This window comes from Bradyrhizobium sp. PUT101, assembly GCF_052043945.1.
GTDB lineage: Bacteria > Pseudomonadota > Alphaproteobacteria > Rhizobiales > Xanthobacteraceae > Bradyrhizobium.
Map to the genome: position 1 here is coordinate 4990001 of NZ_CP197207.1, position 15717 is coordinate 5005717.

The window sequence follows — 15717 nt, forward strand, 5'->3', positions numbered from 1 at the left end:
GTCATCGACGATGCAGGTGTCTGCGTCCAACGAGCAGCGGGGGTCGCGTTCCTCGGCCGGAATCGAATGGAAATACAGCGGCGCATCGGCCGAATAGCCGGGCATTCCTTCGTGCCACTCGTCGCAGCAGGTGCACTTGAAGCGGAACATCGGTCTCACCATTCCGTGACGCGATCGACATGCACGATATCAGAGAACCCGCTCAGATTGGTCGCGCAGGGCTGGCGTCAGGCTCCCACCGAGTCGTGATCATTCAGCCATGATCTGCCGCTAGCAGGGATGCGCGGAGTTCATGCGCAGTTCACTTCGTGGCCCCTAGCTTTCGGCCACCAAAATCATCCATCCCCTTCAGGAGGAGACCTACATGCCAGCATTGCTTCGTCCCGCCGTCGCCGCGCTGAGCGTTGCGTGCCTTCTGTCTGCGGCTTCGTTCGCCTCCTCCGGCGCTGCTTTCGCGCAAGCCAAGCAGCAGGCTGCACCCGCTCAGCCGGCTGCGCCGGTGCAGCAGCAGGCGCCTGCGTTGAAGCAGGTTGCGCTGACCGACAAGCAGCTCGATGGCGTGCTCGCTGCGCAGAAGGACATGGACGCCATCACAGAGAAGCTTCCGGAGAACACGGCGCCCGACCAGAAGGTCATGGCGCAGCTCGAGGAGGTCGCCAAGAAGCATGGCTTTGCCAGCTATGACGACTACAACAACGTCGTGGACAACATCAGCCTTGTGATCGGCGGTTTCGATCCCGCGACCAAGAAGTATGTCGGCCCCGAAGCCGTCATCAAGGCGCAGATCGCGGAGATCGAGGCCGATACGAAGATGCCGGCCAAAGACAAGAAAGAAGCGCTCGACGAGCTCAACGAGGCGCTGAAGACGCCTGCCCCGCCAATCGAGAACAAGGGCAACATCGACCTCGTCGGCAAGTACTACGACAAGCTGGTCGCTGCGCTCGGTGATGAGGAGAATTGAACGCGAGCTGTCTCGGCGCTTGCACTCAGCGGATGGCTCTGCGTCAACACACTCCTCACGGTCATGCCCCGGCTTGCCGTCTTCGCTAAAGCTTCGCCGGCCGAGCGCCGTTGTAGGTCCGGCGTAGCCTAAAGCGCGATGCGATTAGGATGAATCGTCATCGCGCTTTAGGTTGTTGTTTAGGCATGATCTTTTCAGAAAACCGCTGCGCACTTTTCCGGATCATGCTTTAGCGGAGCCGGGACCGGAGCATCCAGTACGCCGCGCCGGACTTGGTGAGAGCGAGCTCTATAGTGCCGGCCTCTGGATACTGGATCGCCCGGTCAAGCCGGGCGATGACACCATTGAAGTGGCTCGACCTTGCGGCCAACTCGGAAATTGCGGCCCCGCCTGACAAAAAAGCCCCGGAGACATCTCCGGGGCTTTCGTCGTTTCGCCGCTTGCAGCGCGATGCAGCTACGTCCTCGTCCGCATCCGCATCATGAAGGTGTCGAAGCTGAGCTCCGCCACCTGCATCCAGGCGAGCGACTCGCTGCGAAAGGCGGTGAGGCTCGCATACATCTTGCCGAAATGCGGGTTGCTCTTGGCGAGATCGGCGTAGATCTCGTTCGCTGCGCCGTAGCAGGCTTCGAGTACCTCCTGCGGGAAGGGCTTGAGGATTGCGCCGGCAGCGAGCAGCCGCTTGAGGGCGGGGGGATTGACCGAGTCGTACTTGCCGGTCACCCAGGTGAAGGTATCGAGCGATGCCGTCGAGATCGCCGCCTGATAGTGCTTCGGCAGCGCGTTCCATTTCTCCAGGTTCATGATGTTGTGGCCCTGACCGGTGCCTTCCCACCAGCCGGGATAGTAATAGTACTTCGCCACCTTCACGAAGCCGAGCTTCTCGTCGTCATAGGGCCCGACCCACTCCGCCGCGTCGATCGTCCCCTTCTCCAGCGCCGGGTAGATGTCGCCGGCCGCGATCTGCTGCGGCACGCCGCCAAGCTTCGAGATGATGGTGCCGGCGAAGCCGCCGACGCGGAATTTCAGGCCCTTGAGATCATCGACGGTCTTGATCTCCTTGCGAAACCAGCCGCCCATCTGCGCGCCGGTCGAGCCTGTGGGGACGCCGATCGCATTGTGCTCCTTCAAGAGACCGTTGAGCATGTCCTGACCGCCGTTCCACAACAGCCAGGAGATGTGCTGGCGCGTGTTGAGACCGAACGGCAGCGACGTGCCGAAGGTGAACGCCGGGTTCTTGCCCCAATAGTAATAGAGCGCAGTGTTGCCCATCTCGACGGTGCCGTTCGAGACAGCGTCGAGCACTTGCAGGCCCGGCACGATCTCACCGGCAGCAAAGGGCTGGATCTGAAAGCGGTTGTCCGTGATCTCCGCGACGCGCTTGCAGAAATATTCGCAGCCGCCATAGAGCGTATCGAGCGACTTCGGCCAACTCGCCGTCAGCCGCCATTTCACCTCGGGCATCGACTGCGCGATAGCCGGCGCAGCTACGGCACTCGCGGCCAGGCCCAATCCGCCTGCCGTCAGGAATTTACGACGTTCCATGCGTTTCCCTCCTGTGATGTCGTGTCCTCGACGAGGGATCGCGGTCTTGGCGCCGCTTTCGTCTTCGCCGGTGGCCGACGTTTCCTAATGTCCGAAATTCAGTATTCCCGGATCGCAGTCAGCATGACCAAAGGGGAACCGCAAATCAAGCGCGCTTTGGTTGTGCGATGGCCAAGCCGGTCAATGCTGCGCTGCGAATGCGGCTTCCATGGCCTTGCGCGTCTTCACCGTTTCGTTGCCCGGGTCGAATTCGACGTCGCTCCAGCGCACCACCGCGCCATGTGCGACGTCATGTTTCAGCTTCACGCGATGTGCGAGTCCGATGGGCAGGGCGCCGGCCCTGAGGCTCGCAGCTGCCGGTACCAGCTTGCCCCACACCGTGTAGCCGCCTTCGCCGTCGAGCATCTCCCCGGTGCGCAGATTGCGCTTGGCCACCGCTGCGACATCGCCGCGGAAGCCGATGGCCTGTCCGGTCGGTTCGCCCCACAGCACGGTCGACAACACCGAGATGTTCAGCTCGAGCCCGATCAGATGGTAGGGCTTGTACATCGCGGCGAAGCGTCCGCTGGCGTCGGTTTTCAGGCCATATTGCCTGAAGCAGTCGGCGGCATAATCGTTCGGCGCCTCCAGCACGACATAGACGCCCCAGCGCAGATCGCGAAATACCGGCCGGCCGTCGCGCTCGAGCGAGGAGACGACCTCGACGACGCCGGCCCGCTCCAGCACGCCGCCGCGCGAGCGCGGCCGCATGATGTGTGGCAGGTCGTCGACGCCGCAGGGCGGAAACAGCAGGCCGTCCGTGGGCACGTCGAGGCCGCAGGCATTCGCAATCGCGGCCATCTCGATTGCCGATTTGGTGCCGTCGAGAAAGGAGTTGAACATCTGCGGATTCATGCCGGCCGACTGCGCCTCGCCAGCAGTCAGGCCGTAATGCTGCCAGACGCCATCGGGCGTCACGTCGTGATAGGCCGGCAGATATTTCGTGCCTTTGCCGGCGGCGACGACGTGAAAGCCGGTCGCCCGCGCCCAATCCACCATCTCTGCCGTCAGCGCCGGCTGGTCGCCATAGGCCAGCGAATAGACGACGCCCGCTCGTCGCGCTTCCTCGGCGAGCAGGGGGCCTGCCAGAACATCGGCCTCGACATTCACCATCACGATATGCTTGCCCGCCGCGATCGCGGCGCGCGCATGCCTGATGCCGACCGCGGGATTTCCGGTCGCCTCCACCACCACGTCCATCGCGCCGCCGGCAATGGCGCGCGCGCCGTCATCGGTGAAGACAGTCGCTGCGATGCGCGCCGCATCCCAGCCGACGGTGCGGCAGGCCTCGCGCGCGCGGTCGCGGTCGATGTCGACGATGATGGGCACTTCCAGCCCCGGCGTGTGCGGTACCTGCGCCAAAAACATCGAGCCGAATTTGCCCGCGCCGATCAGTGCGACACGGACCGGCTTGCCGGCGCTGGCGCGGGCCTGGAGGAGGCGGAAGAGGTTCATGGGGGCACCCGATCATGATCGTGTCCCGGACGCGGTGCAGCGTGTAACGCTGCTCCGCAGAGCCGGGATCCGGAGAAAAACCATCCGTGCGGTACGGGCCCCGGCCCAGCAGCGCATCACTGACGTGCTGCGCTGCGTCCGGGGCACGAGAGCATCCTACTCCGCCGCTTGCCGCTGCGCACGGGCGAGTCGCAGCAGTGCGTCGTCGTCCACGGTCTTGATCGGCGCAAAATCGCGATGCGCGATGTAGTCCGGCCGTGTCGGTGTGCGGATGTAGTTCGAGACCGCGTTCAGCGTCAGGTACACGATCTTGCGCGGGTAGGGCGTGATGTTGCCGGCAGACCCATGCACGAGATTGCCGTGGAACATCAGCATGCCGCCTGGCTTGCCTGTGGGCGCCACGATGCCGCCCTGCTTGACGAGGCGGGTCACGGTGTCCTCGTCCAGCGTCCAGAGCGGATAGGAGGTGGTGGCGAGGTCATGTGAGGCTTCGAGATCGCCGGCATTCTGGCTGCGCGGCACCAGCATCAGCGGGCCGTTGATCGGCATCACCTCGTCGAGGAAGATCGCGATGTTCATCGCGCGCGGCTCCGGCATGCCGTCGTCCCGCTTCCAGGTGCCGTAGTCCTGATGCCACTGCCAGACGTCGCCCGTGAAGGCCGATTTCGCGTTGATCTTGAACTGGTGCATGTAGACGGGCTCGCCGAACACCTGCTCGACCGGCTCGATCATGCGCGGATGCGCGCCCAGAATGCCAAAGGCCTCGTTGTAGAGATGTGCGGCAAAGGCCGTGCGCGGCGCACCGCTCTTCTCGCGCCAGACCTCCGGCCGGTCGGCGTCGTAGATGCCGACCGCCTCGCGCGCGAGCAGATCGACCTCCTCCTGGCTGAACAATTCGGGCAGGAACAGCCATCCCTCGCGGTGGAAGAACTCCAATTGCTCCTGAGACAGTCTCATGGGTCGTCCTCCTGTTTTGATTTGTTCTCTTTCTCGTCATGGCCGGGCTTGACCCGGCCATCCCCGTTCTTGCGGCTCGTCAAGAAAGAACGTGGATGCCCGGCACAAGGCCGGGCATGACGGCGCCTGCCGCTACGCCGCCGCCTCCTGCGTTGCCCTCAACCTTTCCTCAGTCATCCGTCCCGCCGTCTGCGCATGCGCCAGCGCCGCGCGTTCGGCTCCGTTCGCGTCACCGGCGAGAATGCGTCCGGCGATGTCGGCATGTTCGGCCCAGGCGCTGTCGCGATAATCGAGCTCGGACAGCACCGTCGCCATCGAGCGCCGCATATGCGGCCATTGTGGTGCGATCGTTTCCTCGATCACGGGATTGCCGGCGAGCTGATAGATCGCGCGGTGGAAGTCGACATCGAGCACGATGAGCTCGGCCAGCGTCGTGTTGCGGTCGCTGCGGCGTCCGGCGGCAAGCGCCGCGTCCAGGCGCGCGCGTCCGGCCGCGTCAGTGCCTGCGCGCAATGCGGCGAGCCGGGCCGCCAGCGCGTCGATGGCGCCGCGGACCTCATAGAGCTGGCGGATGCGCGCGGGATCGAGCTGGGTGACTTCAAAACCCCGGCGGCCGCTTTCGGCGACCAGGCCCTGGCGGTGCAACAGATGCAACGCATGCGATACCGGCTGGCGCGACACGCCGAGCCTGTCGGCGAGCTCGTTCTGACGGATACGCTGGCCGGGGCGCAGCGTGCGATCGGAGATCGCTTCCAGAATCCGGTCATAGACCTGGTCGATCAGGTTCGGGAGCGGGTCGAGAGGGATCACGCCGGCGACTCCTTGTACGGAATACGGAATTCCATATTGGACGGTATGCCGGGAGGGGAGAGGCGTCAAGGCGGACTTCGAGGTCCCATCCAAAGCGGCCTATGGGGCCATTCTAACCCATTGATATCGCTAGGTCCGTCTACTGTGCATGGGGTTGTTTTCGAAGTTTGGAGGTGGCAGCCCCCCTACTCCGCCAGGAACCTGTTCACGACTTCGCCGAACCCCAGCGGCGCCTGTTCGAACATCCAATGGCCGGCATTCTCGATCACCGCCGTCTTGCTGCCCGCGATGTGCGCGGCCAGCACGCGCCACATCACCGACAGGCTGCCGGCGGTGGCGCCGCCGCCGATCAGCAGCGTCGGCGTCCTGATCGCCTGCGCATCGCTGAGCGTGTAGGGCCGGCGCTGCTCGTTGATCTGGCCGATGAAGGTGAGCGCGTTGTCGCGAAGTTGCTGCTTGGCCGCGGCGGGCACGCGCCGCCAGGAGCCGTCGCCCTCGATGCCTTCGTAAAAATTCTGCAGCGCGCCCTCGATGTCGCCGGCGCGGATCATCTCGACCGATCGCACGGTGCGAGCCGCCAGCGGCGGATGCGCGGGCGTGCCTTCCGGCACCGGCAGGGATGCGTCGAGATCGCCGCCGGGCTCGGCCAGCACCAGCTTGCGCAACAGATCAGGCCTCGCCTGCGCCACGCGAAAGGCGATATGCCCGCCACGCGAATGGCCCATCAGATCGACCGGCGCAGGCTCAACCTGCTCGATGAAAGCGATCACGTCGGCAACATGCTGCGCCATCTTGTAGTCGTCGCCGACCGCATCCCAATGCTCGGGGAAGAAATGCCGCAGGCTCACCGAGATCACCCGGTGTGCTTTCGACAGCGGGCCCAGCACCGAATACCAGGTGCGGAAGTCCCCGAGCGTGCCGTGCACGCAGACCAGCGGGTGGCCGCTTCCGACTTCCAGATAGGCCATGTCGTAGCCGTTGACGCGAATTGTCTGCATGTGTCAGCTCGCCAGGAAATCCAGCACCAGTTCCGAATATTTCCGCGGCGCCTGCTCGAACATCGGATGCGTCGTGTTCGGGATGATCGCCGTCTTCGAATAGGGCACATGCGCGGCCAGCGCGTGCAGTACTTTCGGCAGCAGGCCTTTGGTCCGTGCGCCCAGGATGAACAGCGTCGGCATCTTGATGGATTCCGCATCCGCCTTCGAGAACGGCGGGCGGTTGTCGCGGACCTGGCCGATCAGCGTCATGGCGTTGTCGCGCAGATTCTGCTTCACCATCGCCGGCAGTCGCGGCCAGGTGCCGGGCCCCTCCAGCGTGTCGACGAAGACGGCGAGACCGCCATCGACGTCGCCGGCTGCGATCTTCTCTGCGGAAGCCGTGAAGCGCGCCAGCAGCGGCGAGGGGCCGCCGACGTAATCCGGATCGAGGCTCGCATCGAGCTCGCCGCCAGGCTCGGCCAGGATCAGCCGCCGGAGCAGGTCCGGCCGCCGCTGCGCCACGCGGAAGCAGATATGCCCGCCGCGGGAATGGCCCATCAGGTCGACCGGGCCGAGGTCGATCTTGTCGATGAAGGCGATGATGTCGTCGACATGCTGGGCGATCGAATAGGTGTCACCGAGGCCGTCCCATCGCTCGGGGAAGAAGTGCCGCAGGCTGACGGCGATCACCCGATGTCGCTGCGACAGCGGCCCGAGCACGCAGCCCCAGACACGGAAGTCGTTGAGCGAACCGTGCACGCAGACCAGAGGCGGACGGCTTCTGTCTTCGCCCACGTCGAGATAGGGCATGTCGTATCCGTTGACGTGGAGGCTTTGCATTCCGGGCTCGCGATGGGTTGGAACTCCTGTGCAAGATTCCCGGAAACCGGGTGGATCGCAACTATTTCCAAGCCTAGATTTGGCACGACATCAAAGTGGGGGCCTGCAACGGAAGCAAGCTAGGAACCTAGCCATGACCGACCAGCATTTTGCCCTGTTCGACACCCGGATCGGCCTGTGCGCCATCGCCTGGGGCCCGCGCGGCATCAACGGCACGCAATTGCCGATGGGTGGCGAGCAGAAGATCCGCACCCGCATCCACCAGCGCCACGCCGATGCCAGTGAAGCCGAGCCGACCGCCGAGGTGCAGCAGGCGATCGACCGCATCACGAAACTGCTCGCCGGCGAGCCGGATGATCTCACCGACATCCCGCTCGACCTCGACGGCGTTCCCGAATTCAACCGCGGCGTCTACGACATCGCCCGCACCATTCCGCCCGGCAAGACGATCACCTATGGCGACATCGCCAAGCAGCTCGGCGGCGTCCAGCTGTCGCGCGACGTCGGCCAGGCGCTCGGCCACAATCCGTGCCCGATTGTCGTGCCCTGCCATCGCGTGCTGGCGGCCGGCAACAAGCCCGGCGGCTTCTCGGCCAATGGCGGGGTGGTGACGAAGCTGAAGATGCTCGAGATCGAAGGCGCGCTGGTGAACCACACGCCGAGTTTGTTCGATTGAGGGATGTTGATCGTCCCCTCTGCGGTGCACCGCTGCGCGCTGCACCGCGTCCGGGACACGAGATCACCCCCTAAACCCTCGTCGCCGTCTTCGGCCAGTATTTGTCGCGCAGATGCCGCTTCACCAGCTTGCCCGTGGGCGTGCGCGGCAGCTCGGCTTCGAAGTCGATCGAGCGTGGGCATTTGATCGCGGAGAGGCGGCTCTTGCAGTAGGCGATCAGATCGGCCTCCAGCGCCTTGCCGGCGCGCGTCGTGTCGTGCGGCTGCACCACGGCCTTCACTTCCTCGCCCATCTCTTCGTTCGGCACGCCGAACACGGCGACGTCGGCGACCTCCGGATGCGTGATCAACACGTCCTCGGTCTCCTGCGGGTAGATGTTCACCCCGCCCGAGATGATCATGTAGGACTTGCGGTCGGTGAGATAGAGGAAGCCATCCTTGTCGAGATAGCCGACATCGCCGAGGGTCGACCATCCCTTGGCGTTGTAGGCGTTCTTCGTCTTCTCGGGGTCGTTGTGATAGGTGAAGGCGGGCGCGTCGGCGAAATAGACCGTTCCGATTTCGCCTGTCGGCTGCTCCTCGTCGTTCTCATCCAGAATCTTGATCTTGCCGACCACGGCGCGGCCGACGCTGCCGCGATGCTCCAGCCATTGTTGCGAGTTACAGACGGTGACGCCGTTGCCTTCCGAGCCCGCATAGTACTCGATGAGGATCGGGCCCCACCATTCGATCATCTTTGCCTTGACGTCGATGGGACAGGGCGCGGCGGCGTGGATCGCACCCTTAAGCGTGGAAACATTGTACTTCGTCCGCACCTCGTCCGGCAGCTTCAGCATGCGCACGAACATGGTCGGCACCAGCTGCGACTGCGTGACCTTGTATTTCTCGACCAGCTTCAGGAATTCTTCGGCGTCAAAGTGCTCCATGATGATGGAGGTACCGCCGAGCACGATCGCCATCATGTTGAAGCGCAGGGGGGCGGCGTGATAGAGCGGCGCCGGCGAGAGATAGGTGCTATCCGCGTTCATGCCGCACATATCTGCGCAGAGCACGCGCAGGAAGGCGTTCGGCACGTCGATCCTGTTGCCCTCGAAGGCCTTCTTGATGCCTTTGGGCCGGCCGGTGGTGCCCGACGAATAGAGCATGTCGTAGCCGGCGACCTCGTCGGCGATCGGCGTGGTCGGCTGCGCGCCCGCTTCCTTGTCGTAGGAACGGAAGCCGGGCAGCGGCTCGTCCATCATGTAGAAGATCGGCTCGCTGGGTGCGCCCTTGATCAGGCTCTTGATCTGGTCGGCGCATTTCGGCGTGGTGATGACGACCTTGGCGCCGCAATCCTTGATGATGTAGTCGATCTCGTCCTGTTTCAGATAGCGGCTGATGGCTGTGTAATAGAGCCCGCTGCGCTGTGCCGCCCAGCAGATCTCCATGAAGGCGAGGCGGTTCTCCATCAACAGCGCGATGTGATCGCCGGCCTTCAGGCCGAGCGAGCGGAATAGCTGCGCACCCTGATTGGAGAGCTCGTCGAGCTCGCGATAGGTGATCGCCTTGCCGGTCCCGGCCATCTGGTAGGCGATCTTGTCGGGCGTGGTGCGGGCATGGATAGACGGATGGGTCATGGCGTTTCCTCAAAACGCGAATGGCGAGTAGCGAGTGGCGAATAGGGAAGAAGGGCAAACCGTTCTTCGCCTACTCACCATTCGCTACTCGCCACTCACTACTCGCTTTTGTTTTTTTACAGTCGTTCCACGATCGTCACGTTGGCCATGCCGCCGCCTTCGCACATGGTCTGCAGGCCGTAGCGCTTGCCGCGCTGGTGCAGGGCGTGGACCAGCGTTGTCATCAGCTTGGTGCCGGAGCCGCCGAGGGGGTGACCGAGCGCGATGGCGCCGCCATTGACGTTGAGACGCTCCGGATCGGCGCCGGTGTTTTTCAGCCATGCGGTCGGCACCGAGGCGAAGGCCTCGTTGACCTCGAACAGGTCGATGTCGCCAATCTTCATGCCGGCCTTCTCAAGCGCGCGCTTGGTGGCGTGCAGCGGCGCGTCCAGCATGATGACGGGATCGCCGCCGGTCATGGTCATGTGGTGGACGCGCGCGAGCGGCTTGACGCCGAGTTGCTTCAGGCCGCGCTCGTTCACGACCATCACGCCGGAGGCGCCGTCGCAGATCTGGCTGGCGCTGGCGGCGGAGAGCCTGCCGTTCTCGGCGATCAGCTTGACGCCCTTGATGCCGTCGAGGCTGACGTCGAAGCGGATGCCCTCGTCGATATGGTGGGTGTCCTTGCTGCCGTCGGCGCGGGTAATCTCGAGCGGCACGATCTCTTTCTTGAAGTGACCGGCCTGCGTCGCCGCGATCGCGCGCTGGTGGCTGTTGTAGGAGTACTCGTCGAGTTCATCCTTCGAGAGGCCGTACTTCTCGGCCATCATCTCCGCGCCGGTGAACTGGCTGAACACGATGTTCGGGTACTTCTTCTCGATGCCCGGGCTCTTGTAATTGCCAAAACCGTTCTTGGCCGGAAGCTGCGAGGACAGGCCCATCGGAACCCGCGTCATCGATTCCACGCCGGCCGCGATCACGACGTCCATCGCACCGGACATCACGGCTTGAGCGGCGAAGTGCAGTGCCTGCTGCGAGGAGCCGCACTGGCGGTCGATCGAGGTGCCCGGCACGCTCTCCGGCAGCTTTGACGCCATCACCGCGTTGCGCGCGACGTTGTTGGACTGCTCGCCCACCTGCATCACGCAGCCCATGATCACATCCTCGACCAAGGCGGGGTCGACCTTGGTGCGATCGACCAGTTCGTCCAGCACTTTCGCGGCGAGATCGGCCGGATGCCAGCCGGCGAGACGGCCCCCCTTGCGCCCGCCCGCGGTGCGCGCAGCGGCGACGATATAAGCCTCGGCCATGTCGGTCTCTCCCTGAATTCTTGACTGAGTTGGTTGTCGGGATCGGATTTAAGGGACGGGAGATCATTTAGTCAATCGATCAATTAACTCTTGTGACGAGGCGCTGCTTGGGCTTATCTGCGCTCCGCTTCAAGCGGCGAAAACAGGGATCTCCGTGGCTACCAGCGTACCGAACAGGCTCCCCGGCGGGAAAAATTCCACGGCAGAGAAATTGCTGGTGGCCGCGAGCGAGCTGATGATCGAGCGCTCCTCGATCGAGATCTCGCTCTCCGATATCGCGCAGAAGTCCGGCGCCAACGCCGCGCTGGTCAAATATCACTTCGGCAACAAGGACGGCCTCTTGCTGGCGCTGCTCGCACGGGATGCTGCGACCGAGATGTCGAACCTCGAATATCTGCTGGCGCAGCCGATCACGTCGACGGCGAAGCTGAAGCTGCATATCGCCGGCATCATCCGCGCCTATCACCGGTTCCCCTACATGAACCGGCTGATCCACTATCTGCTGCACGAGACCAGCGCGGGCTCCGCCGATGAAGTCTCGAAGTTCTTCGTCGCCCCGCTGCTCGACTTCCACCGCCGCCTGCTCGCCGAAGGCGTCAGCCGCGGCGAATTCCGCCAGACCGATCCGGTGCTGTTCTACACCAGCCTGATCGGCGCCTGCGATCATCTGTTCTTCGGCCGGCATGCGATGTCCCGCGCGACCGGCGTCGGCCCGGTCACCGATGATGTCTGCCGGCAATACATCAAGCATATGGAAACGCTGATCTGCGGCGGCATCCTCACGCAAGCCGAGGAAGCTGCCGCGGCCGGATAATCGGCCGAATTCCCAAGTCCAGAGAAGAAACGCCCAAGGAAAGGTACAAGCGATGCAGTTGAAAGACGTTGCCGTTCTCATCACCGGCGGTGGTTCGGGTCTTGGTGCCGCGACCGCGCGCGCCATGGCTGCCAAGGGCGCCAAAATCGGCGTGATCGACCAGAGCAAGGAAAACGCCGAGAAGGTTGCCGCTGAAGTGAAGGGTGTCGCGCTTCACGCCGACGTCACCAGCGAGGAGCAGATCAAGGCCGCGATCGCCAAGGCGGAAGCCGCGCACGGCGTCGCGCGCGTGCTGATGAACTGCGCCGGCATCGGCGGCTCGCAGCGTATCGTCGGCCGCGACGGCGTCTATCCGCTGGAGAAGTTCGCGCGCATCATCAACGTCAATTTGATCGGCACCTTCAACTGCCTGCGTCTGTTCGCCGAACGCCTCGTCACTGCGGAGCCCATTGGCGAAGAGCGGGGCGTCATCATCAATACCGCCTCAGTGGCCGCTTACGAAGGCCAGATCGGCCAGATCGCCTATTCGGCCTCGAAGGGCGGCGTCGTCGGCCTCACGCTTCCGGCCGCGCGCGATCTCGCCAGCCAGAAGATCCGCGTCAACACCATCGCGCCCGGCCTGTTCTTCACGCCGCTGCTGATGGGCCTGAACGAAGAGGCACGCAAGAGCCTGGGCGCCCAGGTGCCGCACCCCTCGCGTCTCGGCGACGCCAACGAATACGGCATGCTCGCCGTGCACATCGTCGAGAACCCGATGCTCAACGGCGAGACCATCCGTCTCGACGGCGCCATCCGCATGGCGCCGCGGTAGCGTACTTCTTCCTTCTCTCCTTGTGGGAGAAGGTGGCGCGCGTAGCGCGCCGGATGAGGGGGCTCTATCCGCGGAGACAGACCCCTCACCCAAGCGAATTCCTGGCTAGCGACGTACATGCCCTCTCCCACAAGGGGAGAGGGCTCAGCATTCGGCACCGCCAACGCCGGTGAGCAGGAGCGCCCCATGTCCCAACCGTTGCTGATCGAGCATGACGACGGCGTCGACCGGGTGACGCTCAATCGACCTGACAGTCTCAATGCGCTCGATCCTGCGCTGATCGATGCGCTCAACGACTACTTTCAGGGTCTTCAGCGCAATCGCGACACGCGCGTCGTCGTGCTGAAGGGCGCCGGCAAGAACTTCTGTGCCGGCCTCGACCTTAAGGCCGCGATGGCGCGCCATGCCGGGCAGCAGGAACCACCCGGCGTTACGGAGTCGCTGGATTCGCAGCGACGCATCGCCGACATCGTGATGCTGATGCGCCGTTGTCCGCAGCCGATCCTGGCGCTGGTGCAGGGCGCGGCAGCCGGCGGCGGCTTTGCACTGGCGCTCGCCTCCGACATCCGCATCGCGACGCGATCGACGCGGATGAACTGCGCCTTCATCAAGCTCGGCCTCGGCGGCTGCGACATCGGCACCAGCTATTTTCTGCCGCGGCTGGTCGGCGTCTCCGTGGCATCGGAACTGATCCTCACCGGACGCTTCATCGGCGCCGAGCGAGCGCTCGCGGTCGGGCTCGTCTCGGAAATCGTTGAGGAGGACAGGCTCGACGACGCGGCTGCGCCTTATGTCGAGGCGATGATGACGGCTTCGCCCGTGGGCCTGCGCCTGTCCAAGGAATGTCTCAACATGAGCGTCGATGCCGGATCGCTGGAAGCTGCGATCGCGATGGAAGATCGCAACCAGGTCCTGTGCAGCCGCTCGGAAGAGTTTTCGGAAGGCATCAGGGCCTTCCTTGAGAAGCGAAAGCCTGTCTATATCAAGCGCTGAACGACGAAGATCCGCAAAGGACAGTAATTCCGGGAGACGCAAAATGAGTGGAAGCGCGGCGGCGGTGATGACGAGGCCCGCCTTTCGCAAGGTCGCGTGGCTCGCGCGCGACATCGATGTCGAGCGTCGCGATGGCGGCACGGTGGTGCTGAAGTCGCGCATTCCGCTGCAAGCTTACGAGACGCACATCCCGGCTTCGCTGGCGAAATGGGCGGAGGAAGCGCCCGAGCGCATCTGGCTCGCGCAGCGCGGCGGGCCCAACCGCGAATGGCGCAAGGTGTCTTATGGCGAAGCCAAGCGCACCGTGGATGCGCTGACGCAAGGCTTGCTCAATCTCAAGCTCGAGGGACGTCCGGTCGCGATTCTCTCCGGCAATTCGATCGAGCACGCGCTGATGACGCAGGCCGCGATGCAAGCGCGCTCGCCCGCTGCGCCGGTTTCGCCGGCGTACTCGCTGATGAGCCACGATCACGTCAAGCTGAAATACCTGTTCGACCTGATCAAGCCGGCTGTCGTGATGGTGCAGGACGGCCCGATCTTCGAGAAGGCGCTGAACGCGCTCGATCTCACCGGCGTCACCGTGGTTCACGTCGCGCGACCCTGCGACGGCATCAAGAGCGTCAGCTTTGCCGAGCTCGCGGCAACGCCGGTGACGGCCGATGTCGAAGCGTCGATTGTACAGATCACGCCGCAGACCGTCGGCAAGCTGCTGTTCACGTCAGGCTCGACCGGCATGCCCAAGGCCGTCATCAACACGCAGGAGATGATGTGCGCCAATGCGGCGATGATGATGCAGGTTCGTCCACGCGACCCGAGCGGTCCGATCTCGACCATGCTGGACTGGATGCCCTGGAACCACACCATGGGCGGCAATGCGGCGTTTCACCCGATCCTGGTCGATGGCGGCACGCTCTATATCGACGATGGCCGGCCGATGCCGGGCCAGTTCGAGGAGACGCTGCGGAATTTGCGCGAGATCTCGCCGACCTATTACGCCAACGTGCCGGCCGGCTATGCCGCGCTCGCCGCCGCCATGGAGAAGGATGATGCACTCTGCCGCTCCTTCTTCAAGAACCTCTCGATCATGGCCTATGGCGGCGCGCGTCTGCCTGACGATCTCTACGAGCGCATGCAGGCGCTTGCGGTGAAGACCACCGGCGAGCGCATCGTGTTCTACACCGGCTGGGGCTCGACCGAGACGGCGCCGACCTCGACCGGCACCTATTGGGATACCGAGCGCGTCGGCCTGATCGGGCTGCCGTTCCCCGGCGTCGAATTGAAGATGGTGCCGTGCGGCTCGAAATACGAATTGCGCCTGCGCGGCGTCAACGTCACGCCGGGCTATTTCGGCCAGCCGGAGCTGACGAAGAAGATGTTCGACGAGGAGGGGTTCTATTGCATCGGCGATGCCGGCATCTTCGTCGACGATTCCAACCCGGTGCAAGGCATCATCTTCGCCGGCCGCGTGGTGGAAGACTTCAAGCTCACCACCGGCACTTTCGTGCATGTCGGCTCGCTCCGCACCGACGCGATCGCCGCAGCATCGCCTGTGGTGCACGACGCGCTGGTCGCGGGACAGGATCGCGCCTACATCGGCCTCTTGGCCTGGCCCAATTTGCACGCCTGCCGCCAGCTCGTCGGCAATCCCGATTTGAGCTTTGCCGATGCGGTGAGGCATCCCGAGGTGATTGCCTGCTTCAGGCGCGGGCTGGAAGCGCACAACCGGGAATGCGAGGGCGCCAGCAGCCGCATCATTGCGCGCGCGATGCTGATGGTCGAGCCGCCTTCAATCGACGGCAATGAGCTCACGGACAAAGGCTATATCAACCAGCGCGCCGGCCTCGAGCGCCGCGCGGAGCTGGTGGAGCGGCTCTATGCCGACCGGCCGGATCAGGATGTGATTGTGCTGCGATGAACGCGCAATTCTCTCAC

General features: G+C 64.1%; 15 protein-coding genes (1 of these 15 running past the window's edge). 6 read left to right on the plus strand and 9 right to left on the minus strand.

What is annotated here, in order from left to right; genetic code table 11:
• On the minus strand, positions 1–150 hold the 5' end (the start) of the coding sequence (locus ACSHT2_RS24035; protein WP_440636944.1) for a DUF2199 domain-containing protein. Its footprint begins 357 nt before the window's first position; only the first 150 of its 507 coding nucleotides appear in the window; its start codon is at positions 148–150; its stop codon lies beyond the left edge, outside the window.
• A 214-nt stretch (positions 151–364) separates the two neighbouring features.
• Here ACSHT2_RS24035 and ACSHT2_RS24040 point away from each other — a divergent pair, with 214 nt between their 5' ends.
• On the plus strand, positions 365–961 hold the full coding sequence (locus ACSHT2_RS24040) for a hypothetical protein (RefSeq protein WP_440636945.1): 597 nt from the start codon (positions 365–367) through the stop codon (positions 959–961).
• A 456-nt stretch (positions 962–1417) separates the two neighbouring features.
• On the opposite strand, the gene ACSHT2_RS24045 is transcribed toward ACSHT2_RS24040, so the two are convergent.
• From ACSHT2_RS24045 to ACSHT2_RS24070, 6 genes are all read right to left on the minus strand, one after another.
• Positions 1418–2506 carry a TRAP transporter substrate-binding protein gene (locus ACSHT2_RS24045; RefSeq protein WP_440636946.1) on the minus strand — a complete coding sequence of 363 codons (1089 nt, stop codon included), beginning with the start codon at positions 2504–2506 and terminating at the stop codon, positions 1418–1420.
• 180 nt (positions 2507–2686) lie between these two features.
• Positions 2687–4000 carry an NAD(P)H-dependent oxidoreductase gene (locus tag ACSHT2_RS24050; protein ID WP_440636947.1) on the minus strand — a complete coding sequence of 438 codons (1314 nt, stop codon included), beginning with the start codon at positions 3998–4000 and terminating at the stop codon, positions 2687–2689.
• Between the two features lie 156 nt (positions 4001–4156).
• Positions 4157–4957 (minus strand): phytanoyl-CoA dioxygenase family protein, encoded by an 801-nt coding sequence (locus ACSHT2_RS24055; RefSeq protein ID WP_440636948.1) that lies wholly within the window; start codon positions 4955–4957, stop codon positions 4157–4159.
• Between the two features lie 132 nt (positions 4958–5089).
• Positions 5090–5767, minus strand: coding sequence for a GntR family transcriptional regulator (locus tag ACSHT2_RS24060; RefSeq protein ID WP_440636949.1), 678 nt, complete (start codon positions 5765–5767; stop codon positions 5090–5092).
• Between the two features lie 185 nt (positions 5768–5952).
• Positions 5953–6765: an alpha/beta fold hydrolase gene (locus ACSHT2_RS24065; RefSeq protein WP_440636950.1), complete on the minus strand. Its 813-nt coding sequence runs from the start codon at positions 6763–6765 to the stop codon at positions 5953–5955.
• Positions 6766–6768: 3 nt separating this feature from the next.
• On the minus strand, positions 6769–7587 hold the full coding sequence (locus ACSHT2_RS24070) for an alpha/beta fold hydrolase (protein WP_440636951.1): 819 nt from the start codon (positions 7585–7587) through the stop codon (positions 6769–6771).
• Positions 7588–7720: 133 nt separating this feature from the next.
• On the opposite strand from ACSHT2_RS24070, the gene ACSHT2_RS24075 reads away from it, so the two are divergent.
• Positions 7721–8263 (plus strand): methylated-DNA--[protein]-cysteine S-methyltransferase, encoded by a 543-nt coding sequence (locus ACSHT2_RS24075; protein ID WP_440636952.1) that lies wholly within the window; start codon positions 7721–7723, stop codon positions 8261–8263.
• 70 nt (positions 8264–8333) lie between these two features.
• On the opposite strand, the gene ACSHT2_RS24080 is transcribed toward ACSHT2_RS24075, so the two are convergent.
• Both ACSHT2_RS24080 and ACSHT2_RS24085 read right to left on the minus strand, forming a co-directional pair.
• The gene (locus tag ACSHT2_RS24080) at positions 8334–9878 is read right to left on the minus strand and encodes an acyl-CoA synthetase (RefSeq protein WP_440636954.1); all 1545 of its coding nucleotides are present in this window, start codon (positions 9876–9878) and stop codon (positions 8334–8336) included.
• A 116-nt stretch (positions 9879–9994) separates the two neighbouring features.
• Positions 9995–11167, minus strand: coding sequence for an acetyl-CoA C-acetyltransferase (locus ACSHT2_RS24085; protein ID WP_319339181.1), 1173 nt, complete (start codon positions 11165–11167; stop codon positions 9995–9997).
• Positions 11168–11378: 211 nt separating this feature from the next.
• Here ACSHT2_RS24085 and ACSHT2_RS24090 point away from each other — a divergent pair, with 211 nt between their 5' ends.
• From ACSHT2_RS24090 to ACSHT2_RS24105, 4 genes are all read left to right on the plus strand, one after another.
• Positions 11379–11981 carry a TetR family transcriptional regulator gene (locus ACSHT2_RS24090; RefSeq protein ID WP_035707126.1) on the plus strand — a complete coding sequence of 201 codons (603 nt, stop codon included), beginning with the start codon at positions 11379–11381 and terminating at the stop codon, positions 11979–11981.
• A 52-nt stretch (positions 11982–12033) separates the two neighbouring features.
• Positions 12034–12792 (plus strand): SDR family NAD(P)-dependent oxidoreductase, encoded by a 759-nt coding sequence (locus ACSHT2_RS24095; RefSeq protein WP_024337318.1) that lies wholly within the window; start codon positions 12034–12036, stop codon positions 12790–12792.
• A 186-nt stretch (positions 12793–12978) separates the two neighbouring features.
• A complete protein-coding gene (locus ACSHT2_RS24100) occupies positions 12979–13785 on the plus strand; it encodes an enoyl-CoA hydratase/isomerase family protein (protein ID WP_440636955.1) in 807 nt (268 codons plus the stop codon).
• A gap of 43 nt (positions 13786–13828) precedes the next feature.
• Positions 13829–15700, plus strand: coding sequence for an AMP-binding protein (locus ACSHT2_RS24105; RefSeq protein ID WP_440636956.1), 1872 nt, complete (start codon positions 13829–13831; stop codon positions 15698–15700).
• Positions 15701–15717 lie beyond the last annotated feature (17 nt).

Coding starts and splice junctions, on each gene's coding strand:
- ACSHT2_RS24040 (WP_440636945.1), top strand. CDS start 365: ATGCCAGCATTGCTTCGTCCCGCCGTCGCCGCGCTGAGCGTTGCGTGC.
- ACSHT2_RS24045 (WP_440636946.1), bottom strand. CDS start 2,506: ATGGAACGTCGTAAATTCCTGACGGCAGGCGGATTGGGCCTGGCCGCG.
- ACSHT2_RS24050 (WP_440636947.1), bottom strand. CDS start 4,000: ATGAACCTCTTCCGCCTCCTCCAGGCCCGCGCCAGCGCCGGCAAGCCG.
- ACSHT2_RS24055 (WP_440636948.1), bottom strand. CDS start 4,957: ATGAGACTGTCTCAGGAGCAATTGGAGTTCTTCCACCGCGAGGGATGG.
- ACSHT2_RS24065 (WP_440636950.1), bottom strand. CDS start 6,765: ATGCAGACAATTCGCGTCAACGGCTACGACATGGCCTATCTGGAAGTC.
- ACSHT2_RS24070 (WP_440636951.1), bottom strand. CDS start 7,587: ATGCAAAGCCTCCACGTCAACGGATACGACATGCCCTATCTCGACGTG.
- ACSHT2_RS24075 (WP_440636952.1), top strand. CDS start 7,721: ATGACCGACCAGCATTTTGCCCTGTTCGACACCCGGATCGGCCTGTGC.
- ACSHT2_RS24080 (WP_440636954.1), bottom strand. CDS start 9,878: ATGACCCATCCGTCTATCCATGCCCGCACCACGCCCGACAAGATCGCC.
- ACSHT2_RS24085 (WP_319339181.1), bottom strand. CDS start 11,167: ATGGCCGAGGCTTATATCGTCGCCGCTGCGCGCACCGCGGGCGGGCGC.
- ACSHT2_RS24095 (WP_024337318.1), top strand. CDS start 12,034: ATGCAGTTGAAAGACGTTGCCGTTCTCATCACCGGCGGTGGTTCGGGT.
- ACSHT2_RS24100 (WP_440636955.1), top strand. CDS start 12,979: ATGTCCCAACCGTTGCTGATCGAGCATGACGACGGCGTCGACCGGGTG.
- ACSHT2_RS24105 (WP_440636956.1), top strand. CDS start 13,829: ATGAGTGGAAGCGCGGCGGCGGTGATGACGAGGCCCGCCTTTCGCAAG.